Genomic DNA, 20,484 nt, shown 5'->3' with positions numbered 1-20,484 from the left:
CTGCCCACCCGGCGGGTCCGCACCAAGGACCGCATCGTCAAACGAGCGATCTCGAAATACAACGCACGCGGACCCGCCATCGACCGGACCACCTACAAAGCCACCATCAACATCAACATGCTCACGAGCACCCCTTGACGCCTCCAGCCCCGCCCTAACTGAACGGCGTTGGGCCTAGGACACGATGTCCTTGCGGGCGAACCCCCGGAAGGCCAGGGCGAACAGCACGAGCGCGTACGTCACCGACAGCGACGTGCCCTGGATCAGGCGGGTCCAGTCCAGCTCGGGGCGGACCGTGTCGAGCCAGGCGTACTGCCAGTGCGCGGGCAGGAAGTCGCGCCAGTCGCCGAGGGCGGTCACCTCGTCCAGGACGTTGCCGATGATGGTCAGGCCGACCGCGCCGCCGACCGCGCCGAGCGGCGCGTCCGTCTTGGTGGAGAGCCAGAACGCCAGGGCGGCGGTGACCAGTTGCGAGACGAAGACGTACGCCACCGTGATGGCCAGGCGCTCGGCCGCGGTGCCGGTGGGCAGGCTGCCGCCGGTGGGCAGCTCCAGCGGCCCCCAGCCGTAGGCGACCGAGCCGACGGCGAGCGCGACCAGCGGCAGCAGGACGATCGCGGCGAGGCTGAGGATGAGGGCGACGACCAGCTTGGACCAGAGCAGGCGGGCGCGGGGCACCGGCGCCGCGAGCAGGTAGCGCAGGGACGACCAGCCGGCCTCCGAGGCGACCGTGTCCCCGAAGAACAGGGCGACGGGCACGACGAGGAGGAAGCCCGCGGAGGCGAAGAGGTTCACCGCGGCGAAGTTGGCCCCGGACGCGGTGGCCGAGTCCATCAGGCTGATCCGGTCGTTCGCGCCGCCCGGCTCGCCGCCGATCCGGAAGGCGACGAGCAGGACGAACGGCAGGGCGAACAGGATGCCGCCCATGACGAGCGTGCGGCGCCGCTTCAGCTGCCGGACCAGCTCGACCCGCACGGGCAGCGTACGGCCCGCGCGGTAGCCCTCGGCGACCTCCTGGGGGCCGGCGGGCGCGGCGCCTTCGGCGAGCGTGCTCATGCCGGGTCTCCGATCAGGGTGAGGAAGGCGTCCTCGAGGCGCCGGTGGGGGCCCACCGACTCCACGGGCACGTCCAGGCGTACGAGTTCGGCGATCAGGTCCCGGGCCGCTCCCCCGCTGTCGAGCCGGACCAGCAGAGCGCCGTCGGTGGCGGCCGCGGAGGCCACGCCCGGCAGGGCGGCGACCTTCTCGACGAGGGGCGCGTCCACGCGCGCGGAGGTGCCCACGAGCAGCGTGTCGCCGGAGCCGACGATCTCGCCGACCGGACCGGCCTGGACGAGCCTGCCGTGGTCCATGACGACCAGGTGGGTGCAGGTCTGCTCGACCTCGGCCAGCAGGTGGCTGGAGACGATCACCGTGCGGCCGGCCGCCGCGTAGCGGATCATCACCTCGCGCATCTCGCGGATCTGCGGCGGGTCCAGGCCGTTGGTCGGCTCGTCCAGGATCAGCAGGTCGGGCAGGCCCAGCATGGCCTGGGCGATGGCGAGGCGCTGGCGCATGCCCTGGGAGTAGGTGCGCACCGCGCGGGCGAGCGCGTCGCCGAGTCCGGCGATCTCCAGGGCCTCGTCGAGGTGGGCGTCCTCCGGCGGGCGGCCGGTGGCCCGCCAGTACAGCTCCAGGTTCTCGCGGCCGGACAGGTGCGGCAGGAAGCCCGCGCCCTCGACGAAGGCGCCGACGCGGGAGAGCACGGGGGCGCCGGGAGCGATGGCGTGGCCGAAGACGCGGATGTCGCCGCCGTCCGGCGCGATCAGGCCCATCAGCATCCGCAGGGTCGTCGTCTTGCCCGCGCCGTTCGGCCCGAGCAGGCCCAGTACCTGGCCCTTCTCCACCCGGAACGACAGGTCCCGGACGGCGTACCGGTCGGTGGCCTTGGCGTACCGCTTGCTGAGGTCCGTGATCTGGAGCGGTACGTCGGCCAGCGCGGGGTCGGGCGGCGGGGCCGTGGTGCGGCGGCGGGCGGTCAGCAGCAGGGCCGCGGCGACGGCGGCTCCCGCGAGGGGCGCCCACCAGACCCAGGCGGGCAGTCCGGCCACCTGTCCGGTCCCGCCGAGTGCCGTCGGCACCTTCAGGTCGCCCGCGAGGGAGACGGTGTACGTGGCGGGGGCGGCCGGTGAGGCGTATCCGAGGTCGGTGGAGGACAGGACCAGGCGCAGTCGGTGGCCGCTCTCGATCTCGTGGTCGACGGCGGGCAGGGTGATCCGCACGTCCTTGCCCGCTCCGGCGTCCGCCACCCTGATGGGCGTGACCAGTTGGGAGGGGAGCACCTGCTGGGCGCCGCCGGGGGCGACGTCGTACACCTTGGCGAAGAGCACGGCCTCGTCGCGGGTGGACTTCACGTGGACGGTCGCGGTCGGGGAGCCGGTGATCTGGAGGTCCTCCCGGACCGGCGCCGACTCGAAGGCGGCGAACTGGCCGGGGAAGTCCAGGGAGACGCCGAGTCCGAGCGAGGAGAGCTGGGACAGACCGCCGGAGCCGCCGATTCCGGGCAGCGCGGAGACGGCGGGCGGGCTGGCGCCGGCCGGGTTGTCGAAGCTCTGCTCGCGTCCGCGCAGTTCGACCGGGCGGAGTTCGCCGCCCAGGCCGGGGTAGGAGTCGGCGCTCACGCCCTCCAGGCGGGGTTCGCCGTCACCGCTGCCGGAGCCGAGGGTGCGGCTGACGCGGAACCCGGGGCCGGTGCCGGCCGACTCGTCGTCCTTCAGATAGCGGTCGAACCACGCCCCGACGCGGGCCTGGACCCGGTCCGTCTCCATGTCGCCGCCGTCGTGGCCGCCCGAGATCCAGTCGACGGCCACCGGGGCGCCGTTGGCACGGATCGCCTGCGCGGCCCGGTCGGCCTGGCCGAGCGGGAAGAGGGAGTCGGTCTGCCCCTGCATCAGCAGCGTGGGCACGTCGATGCGGTCGCCGACGGCCTGCGGGCTGCGCCGGTCGAGGAGTTCCACCGCCTCCGGGTCCGGCTGCCCGGACTCGGCGACCCGCTGGTACATGCGGCAGAGCTGGTCCTCGAACCGGTCGCAGCCGCCGCCCAGGTTGACGAAGAGGCCGGCCCACAGCTTCTTGAAGACACCGTTCGGGAAGAGGGCGTCCGAGAGGTTCCAGTACGTTATGGCGGGGGCTGTCGCGTCGACCCGCTTGTCGTGCCCGGCGGCCAGCAGCGCGACCGCGCCGCCGTAGGAGCCGCCGGCGACGCCCACTCGCGGGTCGCCCTTCTCGTCCAGCCGGACCTGCGGCTGCTTCGCCAGCCAGTCGATCAGCCGGGACACGTCGGCGACCTCGCCGTCCGGTGAGTTCAGTCCGATCTTCCCCGTGGACTTCCCGAAGCCGCGCGCCGACCAGGTCAGGACCGCGTACCCGTCCTGTGCGAGGCTCTCCGCCTGCGCCCGTACATCGGCCTTGCTGCCGCCGAAGCCGTGCGCGAGCAGGACCGCCGGGCGGTCGCCGCCGGGGCCCGCGGTGAAGTAGGAGGTGTCCAGGCGCACCCCGTCGCCCACGGTCATGACCCGGTCGGCGCGTCGCACCGGGGGCGCGTCGTCACCGGCGACGGCCGTCCATGTCCCGGCGCCGGCGAGTACGACGACGGCGGCCGCGGCGGCGAGCATCCGCCGCGGCCCCCGTAGCAGCCCTCGCACGCGGGGCAGTCGAAGATCCATGCGTCAACGGTACGGGCCGCCGCCGGCAACGGAGGCAGCCCGGGGGCTGAACCGCCGCCCCTCCCACGGAAGTACGGCGCCGGTGCGGCGTACCACGGGCGCGGTAGGGCCGGTTGCGCCGAACGGGCTCCGGACCGCCGGTCACGGGCAGGCGGGCGGGCCCCGGGACCACCGGTCACAGGCAGGCAGGCGGGCCCCGGGACCACCGGTCACAGGCAGGCAGGCGGGCCCCGGGACCACCGGTCACAGGCAGGCAGGCAGGCCCCCGGACCGCCGGTCACAGGCAGGCAGGCGGGCCCCGGGACCACCGGTCACGGCCCGGCGGGATCCTGGACCGCCGGTTCACCGGCGGGATCCTGGATGGCCGGTTCACCGGCGGGATCCTGGATGGCCGGTTCACCGCCCGGCGGGCACCCGGACCGCCGGTTCACGGCCCGGCCGGCACCCGGACGTCCTCCGGGACGGTCACCAGCCGGCGTGTGTCGCGGCGCGGGCGCAGGTAGAGGGCCCCGTACAGGGCGGCGACGGCGGTGATGCCGCCGGTCCACAGCAGGTGGATCGCCTCCTGCCGGGTCAGGACGTGGGCGAGGACCCCGATCAGCAGGGCCGGCAGCACGGGCCACAGCGGCATCCGCCCCGCGCGGGCGTGCCGATGGGAGCCCCGGCGGGCGAGCAGCGCGGCGACCGCGACGAGCAGGTACATGGCGCCACCGAGGAGGTCGAGCCCCGCCCGCCGGGCAGACCGGCGACGTTACGGAGGAAGTGAAGAACTCCGGAGTGCCGCAGGGCTGGCACACGCGCCGGTGCCTCCGCCCACCGGGTGGGACGGAGGCACCGTGCGTCGCGGGCGGCCGCGTCTCAGTGGTTGCGCGGCCGCGGGCGGTCGCGTCTCAGTGGTTGCGCGGGAAGCCCAGGTCCACGCCGGCCGGGCCGTCGGCCGGGTCCGGCCAGCGGGTGGTGACGACCTTGCCGCGGGTGTAGAAGTGCGTGCCGTCGTTGCCGTAGATGTGGTGGTCGCCGAAGAGCGAGTCCTTCCAGCCGCCGAAGGAGTGGTAGCCCACGGGGACCGGGATCGGGACGTTCACGCCGACCATGCCGGCCTCGACCTCCAGCTGGAAGCGGCGGGCCGCGCCGCCGTCCCGGGTGAAGATCGCGGTGCCGTTGCCGAAGGGGGAGGCGTTGATGAGCGCGATGCCCTCCTCGTAGGTCTCGGCGCGCAGCACGCACAGGACCGGGCCGAAGATCTCGTCCTGGTAGGCCTTCGCCGTGGTCGGCACCCGGTCCAGCAGGGAGATGCCGATCCAGTGGCCGTCCTCGTGGCCGTCGACCGTGTGTCCGGTGCCGTCCAGGACGACCTCGCAGCCCTCGGCCGCCGCGCCCTCGACGTAGGACGCCACCTTGTCGCGGTGCGCCGCGGTGATGAGGGGGCCCATCTCCGACGCCGGGTCGTCGCCGGGGCCGATCTTGATCTTCTCGGCGCGCTCGCGGATCTTCTCGACCAGCTCGTCGCCGACGGCGCCGACCGCGACGACCGCGGAGATCGCCATGCAGCGCTCGCCGGCCGAGCCGTAGGCCGCGCTCACCGCCGCGTCGGCCGCCGCGTCGAGGTCGGCGTCCGGCAGCACCAGCATGTGGTTCTTGGCGCCGCCGAGCGCCTGCACCCGCTTGCCGTTCGCGGAGGCGGTGGTGTGGATGTAGCGGGCGATCGGGGTCGAGCCGACGAACGAGACCGCCTTGACGTCCGGGTGCTCCAGCAGGCGGTCCACGGCCACCTTGTCACCGTGCACGACGTTGAAGACGCCGTCCGGCAGGCCGGCCTCGGAGAGCAACTCGGCGATCTTCATCGCGGCCGACGGGTCCTTCTCGCTCGGCTTGAGCACGAAGGTGTTGCCGCACGCGATGGCGATGGGGAACATCCACATCGGCACCATCGCCGGGAAGTTGAACGGCGTGATGCCGGCGACCACCCCGAGCGGCTGCCGGATCGAGGACACGTCGACGCGGGTGGCGACCTGCGTCGACAGCTCGCCCTTGAGCTGCACGGTGATGCCGCAGGCCAGGTCGACGATCTCCAGGCCGCGCGCGACCTCGCCGAGCGCGTCGGAGTGCACCTTGCCGTGCTCGGCGGTGATCAGCTCGGCGATCTCGTCGCGGTGCGCGTCCAGCAGCGCCCGGAACTTGAAGAGGATCGAGGTGCGCTGCGCCAGCGAGGACTGGCCCCAGGTCAGGTACGCGTCCTTGGCGGCGGCGACCGCGGCGTCCACCTCGTCGACCGAGGCGAAGGCGACCTTCGTGGTGACCGCGCCGGTGGCCGGGTCGGTCACCGGCCCGTACGTGCCCGAGGCGCCTTCGGCGGTCTTGCCGCCGATCCAGTGGTTGACGATGTTCGTCATGACCGAGAACTCCTTCACAGATGGCGGCGACGGGTCGAGACGTGCCGTTGGTCCAGCTCACGGGCCGTGACCGGCGACGATCGGGTCGCGGTTACGGCCATGGGTCCATCCCAGCAGCCGGGCGCTCCGGGCGCGCCCGACACTCTGTATGCCGTTCGGGTGTCCGCGTAGACACGTGGGGCAGTGTCGGCGGCCCGCACGGCACGGCGCCGGGGCCCGCACGGCGACGGGACGCGGGAACCTCCGGCGCGGGGCCGGTGCGAGCGGGGAGTCGGCGCTCGGACTTCGCTCCTGCCAGGGCGAAGCGGCCTTCCCGCGCCGGAGGCGTTGGGTGGGAGAACCGGCGACGGCGGGACGGGACTCGGGCTCCGGCGATCGGGTCGTGCGCCATCGCGTTCCCCTTCGTGCCCGTCGTCGCCTGCCCGCCGTTGCGTCTCCCCCCGGTTTCTAGCCCCGCGCGTGCGGCCTGTCAATGTTTTGTCCGGACATTCGGACGACATGGCCGGGGACCTGGTCCGGGTGGCGGTCCGCCCGCGCGCACCGGACAGCCCGGGCTCCCGAAGTCAACGCGCCGCGCTTGGGATCCGGCGTATCCCTTTGCGGCACTCCTGTCACAAAGACGCCCTTCGTGTCACACATGTCACGGGCGGGCGGGCGTTCCGTCACACCCGGGAACGGCCCCTGACCGTCCACCGCTCCACGTCGTTCCCCTCGCACAGGCTTGGTGATCGCCAGCGCAGCGCCCGGCTCCCCCCGGCGGCCGTCCCCGGTCGCCGCCGCGGTGCGCGCAGGGAGGTGCGACTAGTGACCGACCGAAGGCTCTGGTCCTACAAGGACATCGCGGCCCACATCCGGGTCCAGCCGGACACCGTGCGGTCGTACCGCAAGCACGGGCTGCTGCCCCCGCCCGACCACGTGGAGGGCGGGAAGCCCTACTGGTACGCGGACACGGTCCGGGCCTGGGTGGCGTCCCGCCCGCGCAACCGGGACCGGTAGACGAAGCCGGCGAACGTAGTCGGCGGAGCAGAAAAACCGTTCTGTGCCCCACGGTCCCGTGGGGCACAGTGCCGTGCATGGACTTCTCCGTGAAACCGTCCTGACCGGCGACAGGACCGTACTGCGACCGTTCACCGAGGCCGACGCCGAGCAGATGTGGGAGATCATCAACGACCCCGAGGTCGAGCGTTTCACCGGCCCGCCGGGAGGCGAACTCACCCCGGAGCTGCTCCGCGCCTGGTACGGCTCCCGCGGTGCACGGCCCGACCGGCTCGACCTCGCGGTCACCGATCCCGCCGACGGGGAACTCCTCGGCGAGGTCGTACTCAACGAATGGGAGCCCGCGAGCCGTACCTGCACCTTCCGCACCCTGATCGGTCCGCGGGGCCGCGGCCGGGGGATCGGCACCGCGGCGACCCGGCTGATCGTCGGGTACGGCTTCGAGGAACTCGGTCTGCACCGCGTCCAGCTGGAGGCCTACGCCTACAACCACCGGGCACTGCGGGTCTACGAGAAGGCCGGGTTGGTGACGGAGGGGGTCCGGCGCGAGGTGGAGTGGCGCGACGGCGCGTGGGCGGACGAGGTGCTGATGGCCGTCCTCGACCACCAGTGGGCCACCCACCGCGGGCACCCCCGGACCGGCAGCTCACGCCCCGGGGCCGGCGTCACGGCTCGATGACCGTCACCCCCGCGCCGGGCGCCGCCCCCATCGCGGCCAGTGCGGCCGGGACCTCGTCCAGCCCGATGGTGGACGTCACCAGCAGGTCGGGCCGGAGCGCTCCCGTGCGGACCAGTTCCAGCATCGGCGGATAGGTGTGCGCGGCCATCCCGTGGCTGCCGAGGAGTTCGAGCTCCAGGGCGACGGCTCGGGCCATCGGCACGGGTGTGGTGCCGTCCGGCGAGGGCAGCAGCCCGACCTGGACGTGCCGGCCGCGGCGGCGCAGGCCGTTCACGGACGCGGCGCAGGTGACGGGCGAGCCGAGGGCGTCGAGGGAGAGGTGGGCGCCGCCGCCGGTGAGGTCGCGGACCGCCGCCGCCGTGTCCGGCGTCCGGGCCGCGTCCACGCACTCCGCCGCGCCGAACGCACGCGCCAGCTCCAGCGCCCGGGGCGACACGTCCACGGCGACGACCCGCGCGCCCGCGGCCGCCGCGATCATCACTGCCGACAGGCCGACACCGCCGCACCCGTGCACCGCGACCCGCTCCCCCGCCGCCAGGCGCCCCTGCTGCACCACGGCCCGGAACGCCGTGGCGAACCGGCAGCCGAGGGATGCGGCCGTCGCGTACGACATGCCCTCGGGTACGGCGACGAGGTTGACGTCGGCGTGGTCGAGGGCCACGAACTCGGCGAAGGAGCCCCAGTGGGTGAAGCCGGGCTGGGTCTGGCGTTCGCACACCTGCTGGTCGCCCGCCGCACACGCCCCGCAGCTCCCGCAGGCGCAGACGAAGGGCACGGTCACCCGGTCGCCGGGCCGCCACCCGGTCACCCGGTCGCCGACCGCCGCCACGGCACCGGCGAGTTCGTGACCGGGCACGTGCGGCAGCTCGATGTCCGCATCGTGGCCCTGCCAGCCGTGCCAGTCGCTGCGGCACAGTCCGGTCGCCTCGACGCGGACCACGACGCCGTGCGGCGCGGGCTGCGGGTCGGGCACCTCCCGTACCTCGGCGGGCTCCCCGAACCGCTCGAACACGACCGCGCGCATCCGTCACCCTCACTTCCGTACCGGCGTTCCCGCTTCCGGTCCCCCATCTCACGGCAGCCCGTACGGGCCTCATACCCCCTAGGGGTACAGTGGGAGGTGAGTGGTCCACGCTGGACCACGGGTACCCGCCCGTGAACGCCCCGACGAGGAGTAACGACATGACCGCCCAGACCGACACCCAGGGCTCCGTCACCACCGTCTACAAGGTGAGCGGAATGAGCTGCGGACACTGCGAGGGCGCCGTCTCCGGCGAGATCTCCGAGATCGCCGGCGTCGGCTCGGTGCAGGCCGTCGCCTCGACCGGCGAGGTCACCGTCGTCTCCGGGGCGCCCCTGGACGACGCGGACGTGCGCGCCGCCGTGGACGAGGCGGGCTTCGAGCTCGTCGGCCGGGTCTGAGCCACGGCGCCACCACCGCGCCACCGCTACCGCCCCAGCGCTCCCAGCGCTCCCAGCAATCCCAGCAGCACCCACAGTCCCTCCGGCCGGGCCGCGCACGGTCCGGCCGGCCGGCCGTCTGGAGTCCGGACCATGACCAGCACCACCGCGTCCAGCACCACGGCCTCCGCCACCCCGGAGACCGCCCCGGCCGCCGAGCCGGACCTCGCCGAGGTCGAGCTGCTCATCGGCGGGATGACCTGCGCCTCCTGCGCGGCCCGCGTGGAGAAGAAGCTCAACCGCATGGACGGCGTCAGCGCCACGGTGAACTACGCGACGGAGAAGGCCCGGATCTCCTACCCGGCGGCCACCGGGGTCGCCGACCTGATCGCCACCGTGGTCAAGACCGGGTACACCGCCGAGGAGCCCGCGCCGCCGCCCGAGCCCACCGTCGAGGCGGAGCCCCCGGAGGGCCCCGGCGCCGACCCGGAGCTGACCGCCCTGCGCGGGCGCCTCGTCGTCTCCGTCCTCCTCGCCGCCCCCGTCGTGCTGCTCGCGATGGTCCCGGCGCTCCAGTTCGACAACTGGCAGTGGCTCTCGCTCACCCTGGCCGCGCCCGTCGTCGTCTGGGGCGGCCTGCCCTTCCACCGCGCCGCCTGGACGAACCTCCGGCACGGCGCGGCCACCATGGACACGCTGGTCTCGCTCGGCACCCTCGCGGCGTTCGGCTGGTCGCTGTGGGCGCTGTTCTTCGGGGACGCGGGCATGCCGGGCATGCGGCACGGCTTCGACCTCACCGTCTCGCGCACCGACGGCGCCTCCGCGATCTACCTGGAGGCCGCCGCCGGGGTCACCGCCTTCCTTCTCCTCGGCCGCTGGCTGGAGGCGCGCTCCAAGCGCAGCGCCGGCGCCGCGCTGCGGGCGCTGATGGAGCTGGGCGCCAAGGACGTCGCCGTGCTGCGGGACGGGCGCGAGGTGCGGATTCCGGTGGCCCGGCTGGCGGTCGGCGACCGGTTCGTCGTACGGCCCGGCGAGAAGATCGCCACCGACGGGACGGTGGCCGAGGGCGCCTCCGCGGTGGACGCCTCGATGCTGACCGGTGAGTCGGTGCCGGTGGACGTGACGGCCGGGGACGCCGTCACCGGCGCCACGGTCAACGCCGGCGGCCGCCTGGTCGTCGAGGCCACCCGGGTCGGCGCGGACACCCAGCTGGCGCGGATGGCGAAGCTGGTCGAGGACGCGCAGAGCGGCAAGGCCGAGGTGCAGCGGCTCGCCGACCGGATCTCCGGCGTCTTCGTGCCCGTCGTGCTGCTGATCGCCCTCGCCACCTTCGGCGGGTGGCTGGGCGCCACCGGTGACACGGTCGCCGCGTTCACGGCCGCCGTGGCCGTGCTGATCATCGCCTGCCCGTGCGCGCTGGGACTGGCCACGCCGACCGCGCTGATGGTCGGCACGGGCCGCGGCGCCCAGCTCGGCATCCTCATCAAGGGACCGGAGGTACTGGAGTCCACGCGACGCGTCGACACGGTCGTCCTGGACAAGACCGGCACCGTCACCACCGGCCGCATGACCCTCCACGACGTCCACGCCGCCGAGGGCACCGACGAGGCGGAGGTGCTGCGGCTCGCGGGCGCCGTCGAGCACGCCTCCGAGCACCCCGTGGCCCGCGCGATCGCGGCCGGTGCCGAGGAGCGGGTCGGCGCGCTGCCGGACGCCGAGGCCTTCGAGAACGTCCCCGGGCGCGGCGTACGCGCACGCGTGGAGGGCCGCGAGGTGGCCGTGGGGCGCCTCTACGACGCTCTCCCGTCCGAGGTCGCCCGCGCCAGGGAGAAGGCCGAGAGGGACGGTCGTACGGCCGTCGTGGTCGGCTGGGACGGCGTGGCGCGCGGGGTCGTCTCCGTGGCGGACGCGGTCAAGGAGACCAGCTCCGAGGCGGTGACCGGGCTGCGCCGGCTGGGCCTCACCCCCGTGTTGCTGACCGGCGACAACAGGAGCGTCGCCGAGGCGGTCGCCGCAGCGGTCGGCATCGACGAGGTGATCGCCGAGGTGCTGCCCGAGGACAAGGTCGCCGTGGTGCAACGGCTGCGGGCCGAGGGCCGTACGGTCGCCATGGTCGGGGACGGCGTCAACGACGCGGCCGCGCTCGCCGTCGCCGATCTGGGTCTGGCGCTGGGTACGGGGACGGACGCGGCGATCGAGGCGGGCGACCTGACCCTGGTGTCCGGAGACCTGCGGGTGGCCGCGGACGCGATCCGGCTCTCCCGGCGCACCCTCTCCACGATCAAGGGCAACCTCGTGTGGGCCTTCGGCTACAACGTGGCCGCGCTGCCGCTGGCCGCCGCCGGGATGCTCAACCCGATGATCGCGGGGGCGGCGATGGCCTTCTCCTCGGTGTTCGTGGTCACCAACAGCCTGCGGCTCCGGGCCTTTCACTGAGCGCGCATTTCCCGCAGGTCGAGGGGCAGCGCCTCTGGAGTCCGGCACTCGACTCACATAAGCTCTTCACAAGGCTCGCGCATCTTCCTTACGCTGGGGTCCCGTTCGACGTACCGGGGCTCTTGCGCACCTAACGGACATATGCAAGAGACGCAGATCACAGTGATGCGAACGTAACCATCGAAGGGGTTCGAAGGTCTAAGTTGGCGATGTCAGGCAGCGTCTTGGGGGGCGCCACCTGGCGTCTGGGGATGTCTTGGGGGACTTTCCCAGAGCTGCGTTGCCGGGACACGTACACCGGGAAGCTTTGAGCGGCCCTCCCGGGCGTGCGCTGTCCCGGCAGACCGCACGACGAGCACGACAGCACGACGAGCACGACAGCACAACAGGCGCGACGGGTTTTGCTCGTTGTGCTCAGTACAGCGATTCAGGCGCTGTCCTCACATACGCCCGGCCGGATCCCGTGGGGGGAATCCGCACCGGGACATGGGAAGGCGCCCTGGTTCGCCGGCCCGTGGGGGGACCGGCGCCAGGGCGCCTTCTGCTGTCCGGGCCGCCACCCGGCCCGCCGCCGCACAGAAAAATCCCGTACCGCTCGAGGCGGCACGGGACTCTCTGTACGCGCTGCGGGGGTGCCTGGCGGCTCAGCGCTCCTCGACGGGCACGAAGTCGCGCTCGACGACGCCCGTGTAGATCTGGCGCGGGCGGCCGATGCGGGAACCCGGCTCCTTGATCATCTCGTGCCACTGGGCGATCCAGCCCGGCAGCCGGCCGAGGGCGAACAGGACCGTGAACATCTCGGTCGGGAATCCCATGGCCCGGTAGATCAGACCGGTGTAGAAGTCGACGTTCGGGTAGAGGCTGCGCGAGACGAAGTAGTCGTCGGAGAGCGCGTGCTCCTCCAGCTTCAGGGCGATGTCCAGCAGCTCGTCGGACTTGCCGAGGGCCGAGAGCACGTCGTGCGCGGCGGCCTTGATGATCTTGGCGCGCGGGTCGAAGTTCTTGTAGACCCGGTGGCCGAAGCCCATCAGGCGGACGCCGTCCTCCTTGTTCTTCACCTTGCGGATGAAGGAGTCGACGTCACCGCCCGCGTCGCGGATGCCCTCCAGCATCTCCAGCACCGACTGGTTGGCGCCGCCGTGCAGCGGGCCCCACAGGGCGTTGATGCCGGCGGAGATCGAGGCGAACATGTTCGCCTGCGAGGAGCCGACCAGGCGGACCGTGGAGGTCGAGCAGTTCTGCTCGTGGTCCGCGTGCAGGATCAGCAGCTTGTCCAGAGCGGCCACGACCGTCGGGTCGAGATCGTACTCCTGCGCCGGCACCGAGAACGTCATGCGCAGGAAGTTCTCGACGTAGCCGAGGTCGTTGCGCGGGTAGACGAACGGGTGGCCGATCGACTTCTTGTACGCGTAGGCCGCGATCGTCGGAAGCTTGGCGAGCAGCCGGATCGTGGAGAGGTTGCGCTGGCGCTCGTCGAACGGGTTGTGGCTGTCCTGGTAGAACGTCGACAGCGCCGAGACGACCGACGACAGCATGGCCATCGGGTGGGCGTCGCGCGGGAAGCCCTTGTAGAAGTTCTTGACGTCCTCGTGCAGCAGGGTGTGCTGCGTGATCTCGTTCTTGAACGCGGTGAGCTCGTCGACGGTCGGCAGCTCGCCGTTGATCAGCAGGTAGGCGACCTCCACGAAGGAGGAGTGCTCGGCCAGCTGCTCGATCGGGTAGCCGCGGTATCGGAGGATGCCCGCCTCGCCGTCCAGATACGTGATGGCGGATTTATAGGCGGCGGTGTTGCCGTAACCGCTGTCCAGCGTCACCAGACCGGTCTGGGCGCGGAGCTTCCCGATGTCGAAGCCCTTGTCGCCGACGGTGCTGTCGATCACCGGGTAGGTGTACTCGCCATCGCCGTACCGCAGTACTACTGAGTTGTCGCTCACGTCTTCCCTCACCGACGTAGTGCCTCATCTTCGAGGTGCCCTGACTGTCTCTACCATCCCCCACTTGGCTCAGGAGAGTGCACTCGGGGTCGACCATCGGGCCTATCGGCGGCACTCAGTGCCGCCAACTTGCTCATCCTGCCCCCTCTCCGCCCCTTCCGGAAGTGCTCTGTGACCTTTGCGACTCGTTTGATCGATCATTTTTTTCACACCAGGTCGAGATGTTTGCCGGAGGGCCTTCGGGGTCAGGAGCCCGCCAGCCGGAAGTCGAGCGCCGTGCAGCGCCGGCCGGCCGACACTGTGCGGACCGCCTGTCCGATCGCCTTGCGGGAACCGACGAGGACGACCAGCTTTTTGGCCCGGGTGACCGCCGTGTACAGCAGGTTCCGCTGGAGCATCATCCAGGCGCCGGTCGTCACCGGGATCACCACCGCCGGGTACTCGCTCCCCTGCGAGCGGTGGATGGTCACCGCGTAGGCGTGGGCCAGTTCGTCCAGTTCGTCGAATTCGTACGGGACCTCCTCGTCCTCGTCCGTCAGCACGGTGAGGCGCTGGTCCACCGGGTCGAGCGAGGTGACCACGCCGACGGTGCCGTTGAAGACGCCGTTCTCACCCTTCTCGTAATTGTTGCGAATCTGGGTGACCTTGTCGCCGACCCGGAAGACACGACCGCCGAACCGCTTCTCCGGCACGTCCGGGCGCCCCGGGGTGACGGCCTGCTGGAGCAGCCCGTTCAGCGCGCCTGCGCCTGCGGGCCCCCGGTGCATGGGGGCGAGCACCTGCACGTCCCGGCGCGGGTCGAGCCCGAACTTCGCCGGGATGCGGCGTGCGGCGACGTCCACCGTGAGCCGCCCCGCCTCCTCGGTCTCGTCCTCGACGAAGAGGAAGAAGTCCTTCATGCCGTCGGTGAGCGGGTGCTGCCCGGCGTTGATCCGGTGCGCGTTCGTCACCACCCCCGACTGCTGGGCCTGGCGGAAGACACGGGTGAGGCGGACGGCGGGGACGGGGCTGCCGGGGGCGAGCAGATCCCGGAGCACTTCCCCCGCGCCCACGCTGGGCAGCTGGTCGACGTCCCCGACGAAGAGCAGGTGGGCACCCGGAGGCACGGCCTTGACCAGCTTGTTGGCGAGCAGGAGGTCGAGCATGGAGGCCTCGTCGACCACGACGAGGTCGGCGTCCAGCGGCCGGTCCCGGTCGTAGGCGGCGTCACCGCCCGGCTTGAGCTCCAGCAGCCGGTGGACCGTGGACGCCTCGGCGCCGGTCAGCTCGGCGAGACGCTTGGCGGCCCGGCCGGTCGGCGCGGCGAGCACCACCTTGGACTTTTTCGCGCGGGCCAGTTCGACGATGGAGCGGACGGTGAAGGACTTGCCGCAGCCCGGCCCGCCGGTGAGGACGGCGACCCTCTCGGTGAGGGCGAGTCTGACGGCGGCCTCCTGCTCGGGGGCCAGGTCGGCGCCGGTGCGGCTCTTGAGCCAGCCGAGCGCTTTGTCCCACGGCGCGTCCGTGAAGGCCGGCATCCGGTCCTCGTCGGCGCGCAGGAGCCGCCGCAGCTGGGCGGAGAGGGCCAGCTCGGCACGGTGGAAGGGGACGAGGTAGACGGCGGTGACGGGGTCGCCGCCCTGCGGGTCGGGGACCTTCTCGCGTACGACGCCGGGGTCCTCGCCGTCCTGCGGGTCGGCGGCCAGCTCGGCCAGGCACTCGATGACGAGCCCCGTGTCCACCTGGAGCAGCTTCACCGCGTCGGCGATCAGCTTCTCCTCGGGGAGATAGCAGTGCCCCTGGTCGGTGGCCTGCGACAGGGCGTACTGGAGTCCCGCCTTCACCCGGTCCGGGCTGTCGTGCGGGATGCCCACGGACTGGGCGATCCTGTCGGCGGTGAGGAAGCCGATGCCCCAGACGTCGGACGCCAGCCGGTAGGGCTGGTTCTTCACGACGGAGATCGACGCGTCGCCGTACTTCTTGTAGATCCGCACCGCGATCGACGTCGACACCTCGACGGTCTGGAGGAAGAGCATGACCTCCTTGATCGCCTTCTGCTCGTCCCACGCGTCGGCGATCTTCTTGGTCCGCTTGGGGCCGAGGCCGGGCACCTCGATGAGCCGCTTGGGCTCCTCCTCGATGATCTGGAGGGTGTCCACGCCGAAGTGCCGCGTGATGCGGTCGGCGAAGACCGGGCCGATGCCCTTGACGAGGCCGGATCCGAGGTAGCGCCGGATGCCCTGGACCGTGGCCGGGAGCACGGTCGTGTAGTTCTCCACGTGGAACTGCTTGCCGTACTGGGGGTGCGAGCCCCAGCGCCCCTCCATCCGCAGCGACTCCCCGGCCTGCGCGCCGAGCAGCGCGCCGACGACGGTCAGCAGGTCGCCGGCGCCTCTGCCGGTGTCGACGCGGGCGACCGTGTAGCCGTTCTCCTCGTTGGCGTACGTGATGCGCTCCAGGACGCCTTCGAGGGTGGCGAGTCGCCGTTCACCGGGAGCGGCATCGGGCTGGTTCGGCATGATCCGACGGTACCGGTGGGCACTGACATGGGCGGCCCGGGAGAGGGCTTCTCAGTACTCTGGGGACATGGAATACGCCAGGATGCGCGCCATCGCCGCAGAGCTCGGGGCCTACTCGGAGCAACTCGAGGGGTCGTGGAGCGTCGAGATCGGGCCGTCCGGTCCAATACTGGCGATGATGTGCCCGTCGAAGCGCCACGAGGGGACTGTCCGCCGCATCTGCAAGCAGTTGGACGCGCAACTGCCCGCCACCCACCCGGGCCACATCTGCGCGAACGGCCCCGAGATCGAGCATCCGGCGATCGGCCGCATGCGCCGCCCCGATGCCGTCGTGATCCCCGAAGCCACCCTCGACGAAGAAGGCCTCGCCGTCGACGCGACGCAGGTGGTGGCTGTCGTCGAGATCGTCTCGCCGTCCAACCCGAGCAACGACTACGACGAGAAGCTGACCGAGTATCCGGCCATGAGCATCCCGTACTACATGATCGTCGACCCGCGCAGTGGCACGATCCAGGTGCACTCCGAGCCGTGCAAGGGCCGCTACAGCAGCAAGGAGCCGTACATCTTCGGTGACTCGGTGGCGTTCGGGCCATGGACGGTCGAGACGTCGGAGTTCCGCAGGTACGGCCGGGAGGGTTAACGGCACGCGTCCGACTTGACGCCTTCGAGGAAGTGGGCGAAGGCATCTGGCGGGAAGGTGAGGGTGGCTCGGGCGGGGGCCTTGGTGTCGCGGACGGCGAATCGAGCTGCGCGGGTCGCGACTTCGACGCAGTTGTTGCCGTCGCCCCCGCCCGAGTAGGACGACTTTCGCCAGTTGTTGATGGACCTCACAGCTCCTCTCCCGCCCTCTTGATCCCGTCCACGAACGTCGCGAAGACGTCAGCCGGGACAGTAGGCGTTCCGCACGAGGGAGTCTTGGAGTCACGGACGGCGACGTGAGTGGGCGAGTTCGCGACCTCCACACACTCGTTGCCGTCGCCCTCGCCCGAGTAGGACGACTTCCGCCAGTTGCCATGAGTGGTCATGGGTACCTCACAGCTCCTTCGCCAGCTGATGGATGAAGTCACGCGACTTGTCGGGTTCAAGGGACACAGCCTCCACCATACGGAAACGCGTTCGATACGCGTTGAGCTGCGCCTCGGAATCAATGAAGACCGAACCGTGCGGCGCACCCCGCACGACCGTGTCCAGCCTGCGCAAGGGACCACTCACGTACGTCATGGTGCTGGAGGCTCTGGCGAAATCGTCCAAGTCGAAAGGGATGACGCGCACAGTGATGTGGTCCGCCTCGCAGATCTCTGCGAGCCGCGCCAGTTGCGCCCTTGACTTGTCCCGGTCACCGACCCTGGTCCGGAGTGCGGCTTCATGGATCACTGCTTCGTACGGGATGGCGAACGCCTGACGCGCCCTACGGTGCCGGATGCGCACCTCCAACTCCTCGGCGGTCAGCACCGGCAGCCTGGACGAGAAGACAGCACGCGAATAGTCCTCGGTCTGGAGCAAGCCCGGTACATACAGGATTGCCACGTGACGAAGAAGCCGGGCGTGGTGCTCCAGCTCCGACAGGTCCAGGAACGGCGTGGGCAGCAAGCCTCGGTACTCCTCCCACCAGCCGCTCGACCGCTCGGTGGCCATCGCGACGAGCGCGTCGATGAATTCCTCGTCAGTGCAGGCGTAGGGACGCCAGGCGGCGAACTCGCTGCTCGCTCACGCCCGCGAGGGCGGACTCGATATGAGTGATCTGGGCGGGCGCCACACCGAGCAGCTCCGCCGCACGGCGGGAGTTGAGCCCTGCGGCCTCACGAAGTCTCCGCAGTTCGGTTGCCAGTCGCACCTGGCGTGCCGCTGGTTCGCGCCTCTTCACCATCGACTGGGCCTCTTCAGACGTCTGTTGGTGCAACTCGTTCGGCGTCGGATTACGTCGATCGACTCGCCGCGTCCCTAAATATAGATTTACCGTCGGTGACGCGACGCACACCGTGCGGCACCGGGTCACCGGAAGCGCACCGCCCCGTCCTGCCATGACGGCTGCGGGATCGACACCTGGCCCGCCACGATCACCACCCCCCGACTTGGAGTCCCGCATGCCCGAAAACAAGCCGTGGGAGTACTCCCTCTACCTCCCCAACGACCTCCGCGCCGTCACCGTCAGCCGCCGCACTCTCCGTCTGGTCCTCACCATGCACGGGCTGGTCCGCCTCGTCGATGTCGCCGAGCTGCTCGCCACGGAGCTGGTCTCCAACGCCGTACGGCACACCAAGGGTCCCGCCGCCCTTCGTATCCGCTGGTCTCCGCCGGGCACCCTGCGGATCGGGGCCGTGGGACGCGGACCCCGAACCGCCGGAGCCCCCGGCCGCGTTCGCGAGGGTGGAGGAGCTGGCGGAGGGACGGGGGCTGGCGCTGGTGCGGGCCTGCGCCAACGTGTGGGGGTGGCATCCGCTGGCCAGGCACGGCAACCGGGGGGGCGAGTACGTGTGGTGCGAGCTGACCGCCGCCTGAGCGCACCTGCAGCAACCAGCAACCCGGCAACACGAGGACACTCACCGGCCACCTGTTGACCAAGCGCTCATCCGAGCGCGCCAAGTACAACATCGTCCCAAGTGCTCACGGTTGAACGGAGCGACCGGGCACCCCGGCCCGGTCAGGCACGGGCGCCCGTCGCGTCCAGACCCTCCGGCGACGCCGAGAGCCGCGGGCGCCGCACGGTCAGAGCGCCGCGAACAGCCCCGCGAGGGGGGCCGGGGTGCGCGCGGGGTCCAGGGCCTCGACGAGGACACGGCCGTAGTGGATCTTCCGGCCCTTCTTGGTGCCGAAGAACCGGCGGAGCTGCTGCTGCGCGGTGCGGTCCTGCTGGGCGGGCTGGCGAAGGAAGGTCCGGAGGGGACGCAGGTCGCCCTCCGCCTCGACCAGTTCCTTCACCCGCGTCACACCCAGCGCGCGGATCAGCTCGTCCTCCAGGTCGGCCGCGCAGACGAAGAGACCGCCGGGCGCCGCGTCCGCCCGCTCCAGGGCGCGCACGTAGTAACCCTGCTCCCGCTCGTCGCACAGTCCCGTGAGACGGAGGCCCAGGCCGGACGGTCCGAGGAGGGAGGCGAAGCGGCCGACGCTCATCGCGCCGCCCATCGGGAGGACGCAGACCCCCTCCGCCGCGAGGTCGCGGCCGTGACGCGCGGCCAGCGCGTCGACCGCCGCCGAGTCGCTCGGCCCCTCCAGGAGGACAGCGGTACGTACCGGCACTCGCGCCGCCACCTCGTGCGCGGGGCCGCCGGGGCCACCGGCCGCCCACGCGGTGACCGCAACCCGGAACGCCCCCATGTCCGCCATGGAACGAGTCTCCGCCCAGAGCGGCCGCGCCGGTAGTGATTTCCGGCAGAGCCTGGCCTGCTCGTCGGCGGCACCCTCCCAGGCCTCCGATTGACGGGCAAGGTCTCACCGACCCGGCCTTCACCAGCCGCTACTGGGGTCCGGAGTTCGCCACCGACTGGAAGGCGGGGTCGACCATGGTCTGGCGGCAGGGCGGCGCGGACACCGCCGACCCCGGGCAGGTCGTACTCGAATCCGAACCGTACCGGCGCCTGTCCTACACCTGGCACACCTTCACACCCGGGTGGGCGAAGGCCAACGGGATCGACGACGAGACGCTCGCCAAGCTCGCCGCCGAACAGCGGTCCAAGGTCACCTTCGAGATCAAGCACCTCGGCGGTTCGGTGAAACTGACCGTCGTCCACGACGGGTTCGAGCCCGGCAGCACCGCCCGCGAGATGATCCGGCACGGCTGGCCCGCCCTCCTCTCCAGCCTCAAGACACTGCTGGAGACCGGCGACACCCTTCCGGACCCCGCGTAGGAGACGGCGGGGCCGCTCGCTCAGCGGCGCAGGGTGGTCTCCCTGCCCATGTGCGACAGCTTCTCGGGGTTGCGCACCGCGTAGAGCCCGGTGATGAGTCCGTCGTCGAAGCGCACCGCCAGCACGGTGTCGAGCTCGCCGTCGAGCCGGAGGACCAGCGCCGGGTGTCCATTGACCTGGGCCGGTTCCAGCGAGACCCCCGCCGCCTGCCTGACCAGTCCGCCGATCATCAGGCGGGCCACCTTCCCGGCCCCCGTGACGGGCCGCGGCACGGCCCGCTTGATGCCACCGCCGTCGCCCACGAGGACCACGTCCGGAGCGAGGACGTCGAGCAGGCCCTGCAGGTCACCCGTCACGACGGCCCGCCGGAAGGCGCACGCGGCCAACCGGATGGCCGTGATCACGCACCAGAAGGGCGGCGCCTACGAGGCGGGGATGTTCGAGGCCGCGCTCGACCACTGAGCCGGCCGGACACCGCTTCCGGCCCGGTCCGGGGCCCTCCCGCCCCGGACCGGGCCGCCGCGCGCCCGACCCAGGGCGGGCCGCCGCATGTCCGACCCGCGGCAAGCCGCCACGCGTCCGACCCGGGCCGGGCCGC

General features: G+C 71.8%; 14 protein-coding genes and 8 pseudogenes. 8 read left to right on the top strand and 14 right to left on the bottom strand.

Translation table 11 applies throughout. From position 1 onward, the window contains the following. Positions 1-174: 174 nt before the first annotated feature. From ACIQ1J_RS25190 to ACIQ1J_RS25165, 6 genes and pseudogenes are all read right to left on the bottom strand, one after another. Entirely contained in the window at positions 175-1,056 is an 882-nt protein-coding gene (locus tag ACIQ1J_RS25190; protein ID WP_403560223.1) for an ABC transporter permease, read from the bottom strand. Beyond that, entirely contained in the window at positions 1,053-3,704 is a 2,652-nt protein-coding gene (locus ACIQ1J_RS25185; protein ID WP_403560221.1) for an alpha/beta fold hydrolase, read from the bottom strand. Before ACIQ1J_RS25185 ends, ACIQ1J_RS25190 begins: the two co-directional genes overlap by 4 nt. Before the next feature lie 427 nt (positions 3,705-4,131). Continuing rightward, positions 4,132-4,407, bottom strand: a pseudogene (locus tag ACIQ1J_RS25180) (amino acid permease); the annotation flags it as partial. Positions 4,408-4,594: 187 nt separating this feature from the next. After that, complete coding sequence (mmsA, locus tag ACIQ1J_RS25175) at positions 4,595-6,097, bottom strand: CoA-acylating methylmalonate-semialdehyde dehydrogenase (RefSeq protein ID WP_403560219.1); 1,503 nt, start codon at positions 6,095-6,097, stop codon at positions 4,595-4,597. A 14-nt stretch (positions 6,098-6,111) separates the two neighbouring features. Beyond that, positions 6,112-6,294: pseudogene (locus ACIQ1J_RS25170) on the bottom strand (hypothetical protein); the annotation flags it as partial. Between the two features lie 17 nt (positions 6,295-6,311). Further along, positions 6,312-6,423, bottom strand: a pseudogene (locus tag ACIQ1J_RS25165) (5-deoxy-glucuronate isomerase); the annotation flags it as partial. A gap of 478 nt (positions 6,424-6,901) precedes the next feature. On the opposite strand from ACIQ1J_RS25165, the gene ACIQ1J_RS25160 reads away from it, so the two are divergent. Both ACIQ1J_RS25160 and ACIQ1J_RS25155 read left to right on the top strand, forming a co-directional pair. Further along, positions 6,902-7,093, top strand: coding sequence for a helix-turn-helix transcriptional regulator (locus ACIQ1J_RS25160; protein ID WP_403560217.1), 192 nt, complete (start codon positions 6,902-6,904; stop codon positions 7,091-7,093). A 77-nt stretch (positions 7,094-7,170) separates the two neighbouring features. Further along, positions 7,171-7,772: pseudogene (locus ACIQ1J_RS25155) on the top strand (GNAT family N-acetyltransferase). On the opposite strand, the gene ACIQ1J_RS25150 reads toward ACIQ1J_RS25155, so the two are convergent. After that, complete coding sequence (locus ACIQ1J_RS25150) at positions 7,759-8,796, bottom strand: zinc-dependent alcohol dehydrogenase family protein (RefSeq protein ID WP_403560215.1); 1,038 nt, start codon at positions 8,794-8,796, stop codon at positions 7,759-7,761. The pseudogene ACIQ1J_RS25155 and the gene ACIQ1J_RS25150 sit on opposite strands and share 14 nt — an antisense overlap. A gap of 158 nt (positions 8,797-8,954) precedes the next feature. Here ACIQ1J_RS25150 and ACIQ1J_RS25145 point away from each other — a divergent pair, with 158 nt between their 5' ends. Both ACIQ1J_RS25145 and ACIQ1J_RS25140 read left to right on the top strand, forming a co-directional pair. Further along, complete coding sequence (locus tag ACIQ1J_RS25145; RefSeq protein ID WP_345625481.1) at positions 8,955-9,194, top strand: heavy-metal-associated domain-containing protein; 240 nt, start codon at positions 8,955-8,957, stop codon at positions 9,192-9,194. A gap of 132 nt (positions 9,195-9,326) precedes the next feature. Beyond that, positions 9,327-11,609, top strand: coding sequence for a heavy metal translocating P-type ATPase (locus tag ACIQ1J_RS25140; protein WP_403560213.1), 2,283 nt, complete (start codon positions 9,327-9,329; stop codon positions 11,607-11,609). 644 nt (positions 11,610-12,253) lie between these two features. On the opposite strand, the gene ACIQ1J_RS25135 is transcribed toward ACIQ1J_RS25140, so the two are convergent. Further along, positions 12,254-13,543 (bottom strand): citrate synthase, encoded by a 1,290-nt coding sequence (locus tag ACIQ1J_RS25135; RefSeq protein WP_403560211.1) that lies wholly within the window; start codon positions 13,541-13,543, stop codon positions 12,254-12,256. 245 nt (positions 13,544-13,788) lie between these two features. Beyond that, a complete protein-coding gene (locus ACIQ1J_RS25130) occupies positions 13,789-16,041 on the bottom strand; it encodes an ATP-dependent RecD-like DNA helicase (RefSeq protein ID WP_403560209.1) in 2,253 nt (750 codons plus the stop codon). Positions 16,042-16,108: 67 nt separating this feature from the next. Here ACIQ1J_RS25130 and ACIQ1J_RS25125 point away from each other — a divergent pair, with 67 nt between their 5' ends. Continuing rightward, positions 16,109-16,681 carry a Uma2 family endonuclease gene (locus tag ACIQ1J_RS25125; RefSeq protein WP_403560207.1) on the top strand — a complete coding sequence of 191 codons (573 nt, stop codon included), beginning with the start codon at positions 16,109-16,111 and terminating at the stop codon, positions 16,679-16,681. On the opposite strand, the gene ACIQ1J_RS25120 is transcribed toward ACIQ1J_RS25125, so the two are convergent. The 3 genes and pseudogenes from ACIQ1J_RS25120 to ACIQ1J_RS25110 all read right to left on the bottom strand — a co-directional run bounded on the left by ACIQ1J_RS25120 (position 16,678) and on the right by ACIQ1J_RS25110 (position 17,908). After that, complete coding sequence (locus ACIQ1J_RS25120) at positions 16,678-16,872, bottom strand: DUF397 domain-containing protein (protein WP_403560205.1); 195 nt, start codon at positions 16,870-16,872, stop codon at positions 16,678-16,680. The two genes, ACIQ1J_RS25125 and ACIQ1J_RS25120, sit on opposite strands and share 4 nt — an antisense overlap. Beyond that, positions 16,869-17,066: a DUF397 domain-containing protein gene (locus ACIQ1J_RS25115; protein ID WP_403560203.1), complete on the bottom strand. Its 198-nt coding sequence runs from the start codon at positions 17,064-17,066 to the stop codon at positions 16,869-16,871. The genes ACIQ1J_RS25120 and ACIQ1J_RS25115 overlap by 4 nt, the downstream gene beginning before the upstream one ends. A 7-nt stretch (positions 17,067-17,073) precedes the next feature. Then, positions 17,074-17,908, bottom strand: a pseudogene (locus ACIQ1J_RS25110) (helix-turn-helix domain-containing protein). 217 nt (positions 17,909-18,125) lie between these two features. Here ACIQ1J_RS25110 and ACIQ1J_RS25105 point away from each other — a divergent pair. Beyond that, positions 18,126-18,540 (top strand): annotated as a pseudogene (locus ACIQ1J_RS25105) (ATP-binding protein). 207 nt (positions 18,541-18,747) lie between these two features. Here the strand turns inward: ACIQ1J_RS25105 and ACIQ1J_RS25100 are convergent. Next, positions 18,748-19,365, bottom strand: a complete 618-nt coding sequence (locus ACIQ1J_RS25100) for a TOPRIM nucleotidyl transferase/hydrolase domain-containing protein (RefSeq protein WP_403560201.1) — start codon at positions 19,363-19,365, stop codon at positions 18,748-18,750. Between the two features lie 35 nt (positions 19,366-19,400). Here ACIQ1J_RS25100 and ACIQ1J_RS25095 point away from each other — a divergent pair, with 35 nt between their 5' ends. Further along, on the top strand, positions 19,401-19,886 hold the full coding sequence (locus ACIQ1J_RS25095; RefSeq protein WP_403560199.1) for an SRPBCC family protein: 486 nt from the start codon (positions 19,401-19,403) through the stop codon (positions 19,884-19,886). A gap of 20 nt (positions 19,887-19,906) precedes the next feature. On the opposite strand, the pseudogene ACIQ1J_RS25090 reads toward ACIQ1J_RS25095, so the two are convergent. After that, a pseudogene (locus ACIQ1J_RS25090) lies at positions 19,907-20,275 on the bottom strand (RNA polymerase subunit sigma-24); the annotation flags it as partial. Here ACIQ1J_RS25090 and ACIQ1J_RS25085 point away from each other — a divergent pair. Then, positions 20,262-20,348: pseudogene (locus ACIQ1J_RS25085) on the top strand (carboxymuconolactone decarboxylase family protein); the annotation flags it as partial. The pseudogenes ACIQ1J_RS25090 and ACIQ1J_RS25085 sit on opposite strands and share 14 nt — an antisense overlap. Between the last annotated feature and the right edge of the window lie 136 nt (positions 20,349-20,484).

Source organism: Streptomyces sp. NPDC097107 (assembly GCF_044762405.1).
In the GTDB taxonomy this organism is placed as follows: Bacteria; Actinomycetota; Actinomycetes; order Streptomycetales; family Streptomycetaceae; genus Streptomyces; species Streptomyces thinghirensis.
This window is presented reverse-complemented; position numbering and strand designations above follow the sequence as displayed.